The sequence below is a fragment of the Mesorhizobium sp. A556 genome, from assembly GCF_054489545.1.
Map to the genome: position 1 here is coordinate 1 of NZ_JBTMXA010000030.1, position 13,779 is coordinate 13,779.

The 13,779-nt window shown below is 60.3% G+C and carries 14 protein-coding genes and 1 pseudogene; 13 read left to right on the forward strand and 2 right to left on the reverse strand.

Annotated elements, in window-relative coordinates:
- Positions 1 to 273 precede the first annotated feature (273 nt).
- Positions 274 to 909, reverse strand: a complete 636-nt coding sequence (locus ACX3P0_RS24515) for a GntR family transcriptional regulator (protein ID WP_459092722.1) — start codon at positions 907 to 909, stop codon at positions 274 to 276.
- Positions 910 to 1,145: 236 nt separating this feature from the next.
- Between ACX3P0_RS24515 and ACX3P0_RS24520 the strand changes: the two genes are divergently transcribed.
- The 13 genes and pseudogenes from ACX3P0_RS24520 to ACX3P0_RS24580 all read left to right on the forward strand — a co-directional run.
- On the forward strand, positions 1,146 to 2,276 hold the full coding sequence (locus tag ACX3P0_RS24520) for a sugar ABC transporter substrate-binding protein (RefSeq protein WP_459092724.1): 1,131 nt from the start codon (positions 1,146 to 1,148) through the stop codon (positions 2,274 to 2,276).
- A gap of 59 nt (positions 2,277 to 2,335) precedes the next feature.
- Positions 2,336 to 3,877: a sugar ABC transporter ATP-binding protein gene (locus tag ACX3P0_RS24525; RefSeq protein ID WP_459092726.1), complete on the forward strand. Its 1,542-nt coding sequence runs from the start codon at positions 2,336 to 2,338 to the stop codon at positions 3,875 to 3,877.
- Positions 3,874 to 5,946: an ABC transporter permease subunit gene (locus tag ACX3P0_RS24530; protein ID WP_459092728.1), complete on the forward strand. Its 2,073-nt coding sequence runs from the start codon at positions 3,874 to 3,876 to the stop codon at positions 5,944 to 5,946. The genes ACX3P0_RS24525 and ACX3P0_RS24530 overlap by 4 nt, the downstream gene beginning before the upstream one ends.
- A 13-nt stretch (positions 5,947 to 5,959) precedes the next feature.
- The gene (locus ACX3P0_RS24535; protein WP_459092730.1) at positions 5,960 to 6,766 is read left to right on the forward strand and encodes an SDR family oxidoreductase; all 807 of its coding nucleotides are present in this window, start codon (positions 5,960 to 5,962) and stop codon (positions 6,764 to 6,766) included.
- A 10-nt stretch (positions 6,767 to 6,776) separates the two neighbouring features.
- The gene (locus ACX3P0_RS24540) at positions 6,777 to 7,724 is read left to right on the forward strand and encodes a 3-hydroxyacyl-CoA dehydrogenase (protein WP_459092732.1); all 948 of its coding nucleotides are present in this window, start codon (positions 6,777 to 6,779) and stop codon (positions 7,722 to 7,724) included.
- On the forward strand, positions 7,721 to 8,683 hold the full coding sequence (locus ACX3P0_RS24545) for a beta-keto acid cleavage family enzyme (protein WP_459092734.1): 963 nt from the start codon (positions 7,721 to 7,723) through the stop codon (positions 8,681 to 8,683). The genes ACX3P0_RS24540 and ACX3P0_RS24545 overlap by 4 nt, the downstream gene beginning before the upstream one ends.
- 22 nt (positions 8,684 to 8,705) lie before the next feature.
- Positions 8,706 to 9,578, forward strand: coding sequence for an SMP-30/gluconolactonase/LRE family protein (locus ACX3P0_RS24550; protein ID WP_459092736.1), 873 nt, complete (start codon positions 8,706 to 8,708; stop codon positions 9,576 to 9,578).
- A gap of 26 nt (positions 9,579 to 9,604) precedes the next feature.
- Positions 9,605 to 10,483, forward strand: coding sequence for an SMP-30/gluconolactonase/LRE family protein (locus ACX3P0_RS24555; protein ID WP_459092738.1), 879 nt, complete (start codon positions 9,605 to 9,607; stop codon positions 10,481 to 10,483).
- A 129-nt stretch (positions 10,484 to 10,612) separates the two neighbouring features.
- Positions 10,613 to 10,795 carry a hypothetical protein gene (locus ACX3P0_RS24560; protein WP_459092740.1) on the forward strand — a complete coding sequence of 61 codons (183 nt, stop codon included), beginning with the start codon at positions 10,613 to 10,615 and terminating at the stop codon, positions 10,793 to 10,795.
- A 47-nt stretch (positions 10,796 to 10,842) separates the two neighbouring features.
- On the forward strand, positions 10,843 to 11,541 hold the full coding sequence (locus tag ACX3P0_RS24565; protein ID WP_459092742.1) for an IS6 family transposase: 699 nt from the start codon (positions 10,843 to 10,845) through the stop codon (positions 11,539 to 11,541).
- A gap of 218 nt (positions 11,542 to 11,759) precedes the next feature.
- The gene (locus ACX3P0_RS24570) at positions 11,760 to 12,632 is read left to right on the forward strand and encodes a DMT family transporter (protein WP_459092744.1); all 873 of its coding nucleotides are present in this window, start codon (positions 11,760 to 11,762) and stop codon (positions 12,630 to 12,632) included.
- A 79-nt stretch (positions 12,633 to 12,711) separates the two neighbouring features.
- Complete coding sequence (locus tag ACX3P0_RS24575; protein ID WP_459092746.1) at positions 12,712 to 13,041, forward strand: hypothetical protein; 330 nt, start codon at positions 12,712 to 12,714, stop codon at positions 13,039 to 13,041.
- 98 nt (positions 13,042 to 13,139) lie between these two features.
- Positions 13,140 to 13,322, forward strand: a pseudogene (locus ACX3P0_RS24580) (LysR family transcriptional regulator); the annotation flags it as partial.
- A gap of 161 nt (positions 13,323 to 13,483) precedes the next feature.
- Here the strand turns inward: ACX3P0_RS24580 and ACX3P0_RS24585 are convergent.
- A complete protein-coding gene (locus ACX3P0_RS24585) occupies positions 13,484 to 13,729 on the reverse strand; it encodes a diguanylate cyclase domain-containing protein (RefSeq protein WP_459092748.1) in 246 nt (81 codons plus the stop codon).
- Positions 13,730 to 13,779 lie beyond the last annotated feature (50 nt).

Below are 13,779 nucleotides of genomic sequence, written 5' to 3' on the forward strand. Positions count from 1 at the left end.
ATCTGAGGCGGGAAGCGATGGCGCTTGTAGCTGATGGGCAAGTTGTTCATGCATGTGCGTCTATCGCCATGGCTCCTCACAAGCCGTTACCGTGACATCGCCCCGGAAAAGGCTATTGCCACGTTATCTGAAAGTGATTGCGCCGGTCCGGCGGCTATCAATCCGGGAACGATCATGGCCTCGCCGTGAACCACCCGGAAGGAAAAATCTTCGAACAGGCGACGCAATTCAATCCGGCCGATGTCCCGGATAGCTTAATACGTCGTCGGGAATTCAATCCAGACGCTTGATCAGCACCTCGTAAGCGGCGTCGATATCGGCTCGAACAGCTTGCATGATCGACTCCACATTGCGGTCGCGCATTGCCGAGAACATTTCCCGATGGCGCTGGTTGGCGGTGGAGTAGTTTCCAGAACCGTGCAGCATATTGAAATAGGGACTGATCTGCAGCCACAGGTTTTCGATGATGTTGAGCAGGTTCTCGGACCGTGTCGCGCGATAGATCGAGAAATGGAACGCATAGTTGGCCCGCAGATAGGCCTTTACGTTGCCGGCGGCATTGGCGCTCTCGAGTTCTTCCAGATGGCGGGCCAGCGTGGCCAGTTCGGCGTCGTCACGCCGCTGCGCTGCCCACCCGGCAGCTATTGCCTCGATTTCGAAACGAACGTTTCTCAGGTCGGTTAGTCTCGCGCGGCTGAGAGCCGGGATGCCGATGGAGCGACCCGACACGACAGTCAGTGCGTTGGCCGCTGTCAGTCGCCGCAGCGCCTCGCGCACAGGCATGGGACTTACCCCGAAGGCATCGGCAAGGCTCTGGACGGTGACCATTTCGCCTGGAACGATACTGCCGTCCAGGATCAGTTCGCTGACGTGCCGAAACACCTGGTCCTGCAGAGTCTCCTTCGACAATTGAGGAACCCCGAGGTCCCGGCTCCTGAAGTCAGCGGCAATCATCGACTATCCTGATCCTCAATAGACCCTAAGGCGCTTCGAGATGGCAATGCAGTCTCTGTCTCTTCAGGTCAAGCAGTCTCAGCTGATTTACTCATTGATCTTTGATCAAATGATGTTAGGCTCGATCGTGCTGGATGACAAGCACCCTGGGTGGTTTGGAGGACATCCGGTGTTAGGTGGGAGGAGAAGTCATGAAACACGGAGCGAGAATCCGGCGGGCCGCCCTTTTGGCCGGAATTGTAGCGAGCGCATTTGCGATCGGCACGACGGCGCAAGCGGCTGACAAGTACAAGATCTACTTGAGCATGAGCTACATCGGCAACGACTGGCAGGCCGAAGCCGCGAACATGGTCAAGGCGATCGCGGCGCACAAAAGCTTGACCGACAAGGTCGACCTTCAGGTTCAGGTCGCCGGCCCGAACGCGCAGCGCCAGATCCAGCAAATCAATGCAATGGTTCAGGCCGGGGCACAGGCGATCATCGTCTATCCGATCTCGCCGACTGCACTCAATCAGGTAGTCAAGAACGCCTGCGACAAGGGCGTGAAAATCTTCGCCTACGACGCCGAAATCACGGAACCTTGCGCCTACAACGTGCATATGGATCAGGAAGAAGCCGGGCGTGCTACCGCCGAATGGCTCGTCGACAAGCTTGGCGGCAAGGGCAACGTAATCGCCATCACCGGCGTTCCGGGCACTTCGGTCGACGACCAGCGCACCAAAGCCGCCAAGGAAGTGTTTGCCAAGCATCCCGACATCAAGATCGTCGGTGAGGCAGTCGGTATGTGGAGCCAGGCCGTGGCGCGTACGGAACTGTCCAAGATACTTGGCACGCGAGGCTGGGACGAAATCGATGGCATGTGGATGCAGGTCGGTTGCTATACCGCAGCCTCGATGGAGGATGAGGCAGGCATTGCAGACGACAAGAAAAAGCCCTGCGCCGGCGAGGGATCAAATGGCCACCGGACGCAGATGCTTCCGGCAGGAACCGAGGTCGAAGGCAGCAACGGCACCTATCGGCCGATGGGCTATCCGAGCATATCCTACGCTTCGCCGCCTTATTCGGGCGCTCTGGCGCTCAAGTTGGCGGTGGATGTGCTCGATGGCAAGGAAGTTGAGAAAACGACCATCCTGCCGCTGCCTCTGGTCACGAACGAAACGGTCAAGCTCTGCGAAGAGGGAACCTGGGCGGAGATGAAAGCCGGCTGCAATGTCTTCAAGCCGGCACTCGTAAGCAATCCGGGCTGGTTTGCGTCAATCTTCTCGGATCAGACGCCCGAGATCGGCTTGAATGCCGCGCTTGTCGGCCAACCCGAAGATTGATTCCTTCCACAAGGCAATGCGTGGCGCCTGTCCACGCATTGCCTGACCGTGCGGCTAAAATGACAACCAACCTGCAGATACCCGCCGTTGAGGTCGACGGCATTCGCAAGGCGTTCGGCCCGACGGTCGCGCTGGACGCCGTGTCGTTCGCCGTCGTGCCCGGCAGCGTGCATGCGCTGCTTGGCGAAAACGGCGCCGGAAAGTCGACGCTGGTTAAACTGCTGTCAGGACTAGCACGCCCGAGCGATGGAAAACTGCGCATCTTCGGCCAGGACACGGCTCTGGGCACGCCACGCGCGGCCCACCGGCTCGGCATACAGACGGCGTTCCAGGAAATGACGCTGGTGCGCGACATCTCCGTACTCGACAACATGCTTCTGCCTTATGCGCCGATCGGCTTTGGCGGCGTCATCCGTCGGACCGCGGCTCGTGCGGCGGTGAAGAGCCATATCGCAGGCCTTGGCTTTTCGGTCGATCTGGACGCGGAAGTGGGATCACTCGAACTGGCCGTCCGGCAAAAGATCGAGATCGCGCGCGCGATCTACCGCAAGCCGCGCATCCTGCTTCTCGACGAACCCACCTCCACGCTGGCCGGCCGCGACGTCGACTGGCTGGGCGGTATCGTCGAGCGGCTAAAGAACGAGGGGACCACGATCGTCTTCATCACCCACCGCATGCGCGAGGTGCGCGCCTTTTGCGACACCATGACCATCCTGCGCAACGGCCGGCACATTCTCACCTCGCCCGTCGCCGGCGTCTCGGACAGCGAAGTCATAGAGAAGATCATCGGCCGGTCCATCGAGCAGGCTTTCCCGTCCAAGCCCAATGGCGAAAATGTATTTGGTGCTCCGGTTCTCGGGGTGCGGTCGCTCAAGACGGGGCGGAAGCTGGATAACGTGGCCTTTGATCTGCGCAAGGGCGAAATCCTTGGCGTTGCCGGCTTGCAGGGCATGGGCCAGCAGGACCTGTTTCTTGCCTGCTTCGGCATGACCGAGATCGAGCGCGGGGACATCCTCGTTGATGGCCGCAAGGTACGGATAGGCTCGCCGGCAGACGCGCTGCGTCCCAATATAGCGATCGGACTGGTGCCGGAGGATCGCAAGTCGGAAGGCTTGTTCCTCAAGCTTTCTGGACGCCAGAACGCTTCCTTGCCCGTTGTGGCGCGGTTTTCCCGCTTCGGACTTATCGATGACGGTGCTGAAACCAGTGCCGTTGAAAATGCGTTTGCCACAGTCGAGGTCGATCGACGAGCGCTCTGGACGCGCGTGGGCGCGTTTTCAGGCGGGAATCAGCAAAAGATCGCCATCGCGAAGTGGATGGTGGCGCAGAGTCGAATCCTGCTCCTCTTCGATCCGACGCGCGGCATTGATGTCGGGACCAAGCATGAGCTTTACGTGATGATGCGGGCCTATGTCGCCGCCGGCGGGTCGATCTTGCTGCACTCGACCGAAATTCCCGAACTCGTTCATTTGTGCGATCGCGTCCTCGTCCTCTATGACGGTCGCATCGCAGTTGAGCTGGACGGCGACAGTATCTCCGAAGCCGCGATCATGCGTCCGGCTCTCGGGCAGGGTATTGTAGGCGATGAGGTGGCGGCATGACGGCCGCGCCGCTGTCGCGGGCGCCGTTCTCGGCCAGGATTCAGCGCAACCTGGCGCGGGATCGAGGCTCGCTCATCGCGGCCTTCGTCTTCGCGGTTCTGCTTGGCGTCGTGAACTGGGTCAGCGTTGCGCCACTCAGTTATTTCGACGTGTCCTTCCTCTCCAGTGGCGGCGCGACTTCCGCGCTTGCTTCCATCGGCCAGACCATCGTCATCCTGTCGGGCGGCTTCGACCTTTCCGCAGGCGCGGTCGTTTCGCTGGTCAATGTCGTTCTGGCTTCGAACATGGATCCCATGGCCACCGGCACCAGCATCGCCTTGTGGACGCTGGTCGGCATCGGTGTCGGTATGGCCGTCGGCGCCTTCAATGGCTTCTTCGTTGCGGTGCTGCGGATGCAGCCCATCGTGGTGACGCTTTCCACCATGTTTATCCTGCAGGGCGTGACCCTGCTGGTGATGGACAAGCCTGGCGGTTTCGTGTCGCCCGATCTCGGCTCTTTCTACCTGGGCGACGCAATTGCCGGTTGGCTCCCGATGCCGCTGGTAGTCATCGGGGTAGTGCTGCTGGCCTGGTTCTGGCTGAAGGCAACACGGTTCGGTACCGCGCTTTACGCGGTCGGAAGCGATCCGGAATCGGCCAATGCGGTCGGCGTCAACGTCACGCTCGTGCGCTTCATGGTCTATGTCGTTGCCGGTGGATGCTACGGCCTTGCCGGAGTCTTCATCAGCGCCCAGACCGGCAGCGGCGATCCCCTGGTTGGAAACCCGCTGCTGCTATCGATGTTCGCGGCGGTGGTCGTTGGCGGAACGCGGCTTGGCGGCGGGCAGGGCGGGCCGGTTGGAACGGTGTTCGGCTCCTACATCCTGATGATCGTGGTGAACCTTCTGCTAGTTCTCAACGTCTCGGCCTATTATTCCACCATCGCCGAAGGCACCATTCTGATACTGGCCGTGCTAGCTGGTTCCATTTCCTACGGCTCGGTGCTGGCCGTGCAGCTTCGCGCTGCCTATTCACGCCTCGCTGCTTGGCGTGCCGGCATGCTGCCTTCGCAACTCGACCGCGCCGACCGGCGCCTGAAGTTTGCCGGCGCCGGCGAAAAGTCCGGTGCAACGGTGCGCCCGTCCTTTTATCTCCGTCACAGCGAGACATTGCGCTACGCTCTGCCTGCCTATGTTTGCCTTGTGATCGTTGTCGTCGTCACCCAGATCTGGCTCGGGCGCGCCATCCTCAATCCGGGCTACTGGAATTCTCTGCTCGTTCTGTCGTCCTTCCTAGCCGTGCTCGCGCTGGGGCAGGGTGCGGTGATCCTCACCGGGGGGCTCGACCTTTCCGTGCCATGGGTGATCGGCATTTCCGGCATCGTCCTGGCCGGAATGGTCAACGGCTCGGATGTTGCACTCGCCTACGCCTTACCGACGGTACTGCTAATGGCCTGCGCGATCGGTTTCGCCAACGGCGTCGGTATTGTTTATCTTGGAATCTCTCCGATCGTGATGACGCTTGCCATGAACGGAATCCTGCAGGGCTTCGCGCTTCTCTATTCGCAGGGAACGCCGGCCGGCTTTTCCTCGCCGATGCTGCGCTGGTTCATGACTGGCAAGGTAGCAGGAGTGACCCCGGTCATCCCCTTCATGGTCGCTTTCGTCGCCGTCGCCGTCCTGCTGCTTGGGCGCACCGCGTTCGGCCGCCGTGTCTACGGCATCGGCAACAGCATCCGCGCCGCGCAGCTCTCGGGGGTCGCGGTCGAGAAGACACTGGTCCTAGTCTACATGCTGTCGGCCCTGTGCGCGGCGATGGTCGGCATCATGCTTACCGGTTTTTCCGGTCAGGCAAGCCTTGGAATGGGCGACGATTATCTGCTGCCGTCCATCGCGGTTGTCGTGGTCGGCGGTGCGCTGATTACCGGCGGGCGTGGTCACTATCTTGGAATGCTCGGAGGTGTGCTTCTGCTCACCGCCCTGCAGATGCTGCTGGCCGGCACCATGCTGCCCTACGCGACGCGGGCGATCCTCTACGGTCTGGTCGTTCTGGGCGCGGTCATGGCGCTGCGCGAACGTCACGTGCAATGAAAGGAACGGAACCATGAGCTCAAGCGCACCGCACTCTGCTGACGAATTTCTGCGAGGGCTGAAGGGTCAGCGCGTGGTGGTGACGGCAGGAGCCGGCGGCATCGGCTTTGCCATTGCCGACACGCTGTCGCATCTCGGGGCCCGCACCGTCATTTGCGACATTGCGCAGGACGCGCTCGACGCGGCCGGACGAAAGCTGGATCTGGAAGGTGCGGTAAAAGCCGATGTTTCCATCGAGGCGGACGTGGACCGGCTGTTCGAGACGGTAAAGGCGAAGCTTGGCGGCCTCGACGCGCTCATCAATAATGCCGGCATCGCCGGCCCGACGGGGAGCGTCGAGGAGATCGACCCGGCCGAATGGCGGCGCTGCCTCGACGTCGGCCTGACGGGCCAGTTCCTGTGCGCGCGCCGCGCCGTGCCGTTGCTCAAGGCTGCCGGCGGCGGTTCGATCGTTTCCATGTCATCGGCTGCCGGCAGATACGGCTATGCGTTTCGCACACCCTACTCAGCGGCGAAGTTCGGCGTCATCGGCTTCACCCAGAGCCTTGCCAAGGAACTTGGCCCGCATGCCATCCGCGTCAATGCCATTCTGCCCGGCATTATCGAAGGGCCGCGCATCGAAAGCGTCATCATTGCCCGCGCCAAACAGGTCGGTGTCAGCCAAGAAGAGATGACCGGCCGCTATCTCCAGAACATTTCGCTGCGGCGCATGACCAGCCCCTACGATGTCGCTTCAATGGTCGCCTTCCTGCTCTCCGATGCCGGGATCAACGTTTCCGGCCAGTCGCTCGGTGTGGATGGCAACGTCGAGACTTTGTGAGGAGGTAGAAATGTCGGCAGTCACCATCGTCGGGAGCGGGTTCATTGGACGGGCCTGGGCCATCAGCTTCGCCCGTGCAGGACATGAGGTGCGGCTGTGGGACCAGTCGCCAGAGGCGACCAAGGGGGCTCATGATTACATCGCCGGCGTGCTCGCCGACCTTGCCGCAAACGATCTCCTGCGCGGCCAGACACCGGCAGCGGTGCTGACACGCATCACCGTGGTTCCGGAGCTCGGCGACGCCCTGTCGGGGGCTGTCCATGTGCAGGAAAACACGCCGGAGGACCGCGATATCAAGCGCTCGGTGTTCTCCCGGATCGATGCGCTGGCCGGTCCCGATGCTGTGATTGCAAGTTCAACCTCGGCGCTGCTACCTTCGACCTTTACCGAGCATCTGGCTGGCCGTCACCGCTGCATCGTCGTCCATCCCATCAACCCGCCCTATCTGGTTCCTGCCGCGGAAGTGGTGCCGGCGCCGTGGACGACAGTCGAGACCGTGGATAAGACGCGGGCTTTCCTCGTTGCCGCCGGCCACGCGCCGCTGGTGATGAAGCGGGAACTGGACGGCTTCATCATGAACCGCATGCAGGGCGCGCTTCTGGAAGAGGCTTTCCGGTTGGTGGACGGCGGCTATGCCAGTGTCGAGGACGTCGATATCGGTATCCGCGAAGGCTTGGCGCTACGCTGGTCCTTCATGGGGCCGTTCGAAACGATCGACCTCAATGCACCGGGTGGCGTGCGCGACTATGTCGAACGCTATCAGTCGATCTACTCCAATATCTTTCCGCAGATGCTGCACCGCGTCGACTGGTCCGGCGCGGTTTTGGAAACCGTGGAAGCCGACCGGCGAAAGGCATTGCCAAAGGAAAGACTGGTGGAGCGGCAAGTATGGCGCGACCGGCACCTCATGGCGCTCGCAGCGCACAAGAAGAAATCCGAAAAGGAATTCGGCAAATGAATGTCACCACGCGCAAATCCAGCGGTTCGACCGTGAAGAACAAGGTAATCATCACCTGTGCGGTAACGGGAGCGATCCATACGCCGACCATGTCGCCCTATCTGCCGATCACCCCAGACCAGATCGCCGCCGAGGCGATCGCGGCGGCCGAGGCTGGGGCGGCCATTCTCCACCTGCATGCCCGCGATCCGGAAACCGGCAAACCGGACCAGACACCGGAAGCCTTCGCGCGTTTCCTGCCGCGCGTGAAGCAGGGCACCAACGCCGCCATCAACATCACCACCGGCGGCAGCCCCTACATGAAGGTCGAAGAGCGTGTTCGGCCAGCGGCCAAGTTCAAGCCGGAGGTCGCTTCGCTCAACATGGGGTCGATTAATTTCGGGCTCTACCATCTCGCCGACAAATATGAGACCTTCAAGTTCGATTGGGAAAAGCCACATCTGGAAGCCACGCGCGATCTCGTCTTTCGCAACTCGTTCAAGGACATCGAGTATATTCTCTCGACCTGCTACGACAACGGCACGCGCTTCGAGTTCGAATGCTACGACATTGCCCATCTCTACAATCTGGCGCATTTCGCGGAGCGCGGCCTGGTGAAACCACCCTTCTTCGTACAGTCCGTGTTTGGCTTGCTCGGCGGTATCGGCACGCACCCCGAAGATGTCGCGCACATGAAGCGAACGGCCGACCGGCTGTTTGGCGACAGTTTCCGCTGGTCGGTTCTGGGCGCTGGAGCGAGCCAGTTGCGCATCGCCGCGCAGTCGGCAGCACTTGGCGGCAACATTCGCGTCGGGCTGGAAGACAGTCTCTGGGCAGGCAAGGGCAAGCTGGCGAAATCGAATGCTGAACAGGTTATCCTGGCGCGAAAGATCATCGAAGGACTGGGTCTGGAGGTCGCTACGCCCGATGAAGCGCGCGCAATCCTTGAACTGAAGGGCGGCGACCAGGTGGCTTTCTGAAGAGGCTGACGGGAGGATACATATGCTGCGCATAGAGGTCTTGAGCGACAACCCCGACCAACTCGGCGAAGGCCCGCTTTGGGATGTGAAGGAGCAGCGGCTTTACTGGATCGATTCCTATCGCCCGATGATCCATTCCAGCGATGCCGCCGGCCGTGACCGCAAGCATTGGTCGCTGCCGGAGCCGATCGGCTCGATGGCCTTGCGGGAGAGGGGCGGTGCCGTGTTGGCGTTGCGCGACGGGTTCTATAGCTTCGATTTCGTCACGGGCGCCGCCGAGCGTATCATCGAGACCCAACCCGGCGGACTGCGTCCACGTCTCAATGACGGCAAGGTCGACCGACAGGGGCGCTTCATCGCCGGCTCCATGGACTTTCAGGAAAGCGAGCCTGTAGGCAAGCTGTTCAGGCTTGATCCCGATCTGTCGCTGCATGTGCTGGACACCGGCATCATCTGCTCTAACGGGCCCTGCTTCAGTCCGGACGGCCGCACGCTCTATTTCGCCGACAGCTTCAAGAAGACCATCTACGCCTATGCCTACGATCCGGCGACGGGATCGGTACGGTCCAGGCGCGTCTTTACGACATTCGAGGGCCTGCGCGGCTATCCGGATGGGGCCACGGTGGATGAGGAAGGCTATGTCTGGAGCGCGGAAGTGTATTCGGGTCGGCTGATCCGCTTTGATCCTAACGGTGTCATCGACCGCATCGTGGGCCTGCCGGTGAATTCGACCACGAGCGTCACCTTCGGCGGCCCGGATCTCGACATCGCCTATATCACGTCGATGGCGCGCCCCCACAACAATGCCCATCACCGGGAGCGCGAAGCCGGTTTCGTCTTCGCGGTGCATGGGCTCGGCGTGCGCGGCATTGAAGAACGGCGTTTTCGCGGTTGACGCGTAATTTTCAGAGAGGAGTTGCTATGAATATCGAGATCGTCGCGGACGTCAAGACCACCCTTGGCGAAGGCCCGCTATGGGATGTGGAGCAGCAGCGGCTCTACTGGATTGATTCCTTTGACGGGCGGGTCTTCCGCTCGACCCATGACGGGCGCGAGATTCGCGCCTGGGACGTGCCTATGAAGATCGGCTCGATGGCGGTGCGCAAGGACGGAACCGGCGCGATCGTGGCGCTGCAGCGTGGCTTTCACCTGCTCGACTTCAAGACAGGCGACGTCGAACTGATCCATGACCCGGAGCCAGGCAAGGCGGATAATCGCCTCAACGACGGCAAGGTCGACAAACGCGGCCGCTTCGTCGCCGGCTCCATGGATACGATGGAAAGCGGCCCAAATGGCGCGCTTTACCGTGTGGACCCGGACCTATCGGTCCACACGCTCGACACCGGCATCATCGTTTCGAACGGACCATGCTGGAGCCCCGACGGTAACATCTTCTATTTCACCGACACCTGGACAGGAGAAATCTGGGCCTACGACTACGATCAAGAAACCGGCGAAGTATCCAACCGGCGCACCTTTACCAAAGTGGACATGTCGGGCGGCGGTGCCGCTGACGGCTCGACGGTCGATGCCGAAGGATGCTTGTGGAATGCGTTGGTCTATGACGGCAAGATCGTACGCTACCGCCCAGACGGCAGCGCCGAGCGCATTATCGAGATGCCGGTGAAGAAGGTCACCAGTGTCATGTTCGGCGGGCCGGACCTCGACATCCTCTATGTCACCTCGATGGCCAAGCCACCTTTGCCGCGTTTTCCGGGAGATGGCGTGCTGCGCGGCAGCCTGTTTGCAATCAAAGGCTTGGGCGTGAAAGGTCTGCCGGAGTCGCGATTTGGTGGTTAGGCGGTTGGCCGCATAAGCGGTGTCGCCGCAAGCTGACATTACATCCGGTGAGCGATAGGAGCCCGGATCACGCCCTTTCGGGAGCGTTCGCAGGGTCGAGGCCTCGTCGGGGCCAAGATGTATCGCGCCATGGATGGCCGCCTGCAGCCAAGGCTCGCCCAGCGCATGTCCAACGTATGGATAAGGCATCTGCTGCTTGGTCACCTTCGCGGCCTTATTGCGCTGCTTCTTATCCTCGGCGAGGATTCCAGCTTTAATGACTTTGACCTGCTTGAGTGCAGCTTCCTTGTCGGTTGTGTTGCAACGTTTTGAATACGGGCACTGTGGCAAGGAGAGCCTCTGACATTTTGGAGAATCAAATGTTCAAGGGCCGCCAGTTCGACCACTCAGTAATCCTGCTTTGCGTGCGCTGGTACCTGGTCTACAGTCTGAGCCTGCGTGATCTGGAAGAGATGATGGCCGAGCGGGGCATTTCCGTCGATCACACGACGATTCACCGTTGGACCGTCCGCTACGCACCGGAACTGCTGGAGCGTTTCAACCGACGGAAGCGGAACGTGACCGGCAGATGGCATATCGACGAGACTTACATCAAGGTCCGCGGCCAGTGGATGTACCTATACCGCGCCATCGACAGTGTCGGCGACACGGTCGAATTCTGGTTCAGCGAGCAGCGTGACCTACCGTCGGCCAAGCGGTTCTTTAGAAAGGCGTTGGCACGCCATGGCCGACCTGACCGCGTTGTCATCGACGGCAGCCAAACCAACCACGAGGCTATCGTTTCCTGTGACGCCACAAATCGCTTGCAGGATCGCTCTCGGCGCCGGCTGAAGCCGATCGAAATCCGCAAGAGTAAGTACCTGAATAACCGGATCGAGCAGGACCATCGGCGCATCAAGCGCCGCGTCCGACCAATGCTTGGGTTCAAATCACAGGCATCAGCCGTGATTATCCTGTCCGGCATCGAGATGGTCCACATGATGCGCAAACGACAGGCGAGATACGCCTTCAATCCGAATCCATCCTTGGCTGAGCAATTCGCAATTCTTGCCGCATAATTGGCATCGAGGCCGGCCTCTTTACGTTTCCAGTCAACGGTTGCAACAAAACCCTGCCGCTACCTCCTCCTCAAACCGCCTCGTTCACTTCTGCCAAAGTAGTGATAGTTGCCATCGACATTCCATTCTCTGGCAAGCGGGTCCGGCGCTGCGCCTGTGCCTGATGGGCGGTGGACTGGTGGCTTGCTCGGCATGGCGGATGGTGATTACCTTCGGCAATGAGAACGTCATTTCTGACCGGCGTCGCAATGTTGGCCTTTGCGGCCAACTCCATCTTGGCTAGGCTTGCTCTTTCCGACAGCGATATCGACCCACTCGCCTTTTCCGGCATCAGGCTTGTTTCGGGGGCGACTGTGCTTGCAATGATCGTCTTTTTCCGATCAGGTCCAACGGGTCGGCCAACCCTTACAAAGATGGGAAATTGGTGGAGCGCCGCGTCTCTCCTAGTCTACGCGGTAACGTTCTCGATTGCATACGTCATGGTGGGGGCCGGACCTGGAGCCCTCATCCTATTTGCCAGTGTCCAGATCGGCATGGTCGCATGGGCGATCGTGAAAGGCGACCGACCAGCGCTACTGGAATGGCTCGGTATGGGCATAGCGTTTATAGCGCTCATATTCCTGGTCTCACCCGGACTGACCGCGCCGCCACTGGGCGGGGCAATGCTGATGGCGATCGCAGGTCTATCGTGGGGTGCTTACTCTCTTGTGGGAAGAGGATCGGTATCGCCCTTGGCAGACACGGCCGGAAACTTCATCCGATGCACGCCAATCGGCGCTGTTCTAATACTTGCCGGCTTCGTTTTCTTTCGACCGAATATCTACGGGCTTGCCTATGCGGTCGCCTCGGGCGCGGTAGCTTCCGGCTTCGGCTACATTATCTGGTATGGCGTACTGCCCAGTCTGACGCGCACTACAGCAGCGGTCGTACAATTGACCGTACCTGCGATTGCAGCTGCAGGAGGAGTAGTCTTTATCGGCGAGCCTCTGAGTTCCCGGCTAGTAATTGCCATGGCCGGTATCGTTGGCGGCGTTTCCTTGGCGCTCCTTGCCGCCGGAAGGCGGCGCAGGCGGATACCAACTCTGACCTAGTTTTCGACTCGACAGCCGGAACAAAAGGACGCGCGCTCCTGTTCTGTTCATTGGGCACTCCAACAGAAGGACGAGTTAGATGAAAAAGCGCTTATTGATAGTTGCAGCCGCGATTTCCATAACCGCCGGGACCGCATTTGCTGCCTGCCCTGATAAGTCGGCATCAAACAGCGGCAATGAGCAGACAGCCGGTATTTCGAAAGACGGCACCCACGCCCCTCTCGAGAAACCGAAAGCGGAAAACGACGCAAGTAATGCCGTCAAAAAAGACGGTAACACCATGCCGCTTGCAACTGAGGAGGGGGGCGGCGACCAGAATCTGGCCACATCACAGCAGGATGTGGAGGCCCAGCAGCAGGGTGATAAGACCGCCGCCGCCAAGGCAGATGAGGACGCTTGTAACGACTGAGCGCAGTCCGATGTGAGAGAATCGTAGCACCAATCAAACTCGGTGGCAAAGCGCATAGGAGCCAAGCGTCAGAGCAAACAACATCGTGCCCACAATAAGCCAGTGTTCCCGATTGTCACACCGGAACCCTCTGCGCTGGGATGCATAGTTTTCCCCTTCCGGTAGCCTCGCGGGAGGTAGCTGTTTCATTGCTTTGGCACCCGCGGCCGGATGCCGATCCAGCGCATCGCTGGCTGCGCGGCTGCGTTCGGGACGTTTGCGCGGAACAGCTAGCTAGTTAATCAATACATTCGGATGAGTTGCCGAAGGGTGACGCCCTATTACAGCAGCCGCGATGCAGGGAGAAATCTTCCCCAGTCGGCGGTGTCGACGACGATCATCGAGCTACCGATCTCCTACCTCCAGCGGGAGTTTCTGGCTCTCCATTCGAGAGATGGACTGTTCAGGCCGCCGCGAGGTCATGCTCGCCGTTGATCAGCGTGTCGCGCCCCTTGGCTTTTGCCATGTACAAATTCTCATCGGCACGGATCAGGAGCGTCTCAATGTCCTGCCCCGGTAAGTGGGACGAGGCACCGATGCTGACGGTGATTTCGTGCTTTCCGAGCCCAATGATATCGCAAATGGCTTTCGCCTTTGGTTGTGTTGCAACGGCTGACTGGAAGCGCAAAGAGGCCTGGTCCGAGGCCAATTATGCGGCAAGAAATGCGAACTGCTCTGCCAAGGACGGACTCGGATTGA

Excerpts from the sequence above, each read along its gene's own strand:
- ACX3P0_RS24530 (WP_459092728.1), top strand. The coding sequence starts at position 3,874 with ATGACGGCCGCGCCGCTGTCGCGGGCGCCGTTCTCGGCCAGGATTCAG.
- ACX3P0_RS24560 (WP_459092740.1), top strand. The coding sequence starts at position 10,613 with ATGGATGGCCGCCTGCAGCCAAGGCTCGCCCAGCGCATGTCCAACGTA.
- ACX3P0_RS24525 (WP_459092726.1), top strand. The coding sequence starts at position 2,336 with ATGACAACCAACCTGCAGATACCCGCCGTTGAGGTCGACGGCATTCGC.
- ACX3P0_RS24565 (WP_459092742.1), top strand. The coding sequence starts at position 10,843 with ATGTTCAAGGGCCGCCAGTTCGACCACTCAGTAATCCTGCTTTGCGTG.
- ACX3P0_RS24550 (WP_459092736.1), top strand. The coding sequence starts at position 8,706 with ATGCTGCGCATAGAGGTCTTGAGCGACAACCCCGACCAACTCGGCGAA.
- ACX3P0_RS24520 (WP_459092724.1), top strand. The coding sequence starts at position 1,146 with ATGAAACACGGAGCGAGAATCCGGCGGGCCGCCCTTTTGGCCGGAATT.
- ACX3P0_RS24555 (WP_459092738.1), top strand. The coding sequence starts at position 9,605 with ATGAATATCGAGATCGTCGCGGACGTCAAGACCACCCTTGGCGAAGGC.
- ACX3P0_RS24570 (WP_459092744.1), top strand. The coding sequence starts at position 11,760 with ATGAGAACGTCATTTCTGACCGGCGTCGCAATGTTGGCCTTTGCGGCC.
- ACX3P0_RS24540 (WP_459092732.1), top strand. The coding sequence starts at position 6,777 with ATGTCGGCAGTCACCATCGTCGGGAGCGGGTTCATTGGACGGGCCTGG.
- ACX3P0_RS24545 (WP_459092734.1), top strand. The coding sequence starts at position 7,721 with ATGAATGTCACCACGCGCAAATCCAGCGGTTCGACCGTGAAGAACAAG.
- ACX3P0_RS24575 (WP_459092746.1), top strand. The coding sequence starts at position 12,712 with ATGAAAAAGCGCTTATTGATAGTTGCAGCCGCGATTTCCATAACCGCC.
- ACX3P0_RS24535 (WP_459092730.1), top strand. The coding sequence starts at position 5,960 with ATGAGCTCAAGCGCACCGCACTCTGCTGACGAATTTCTGCGAGGGCTG.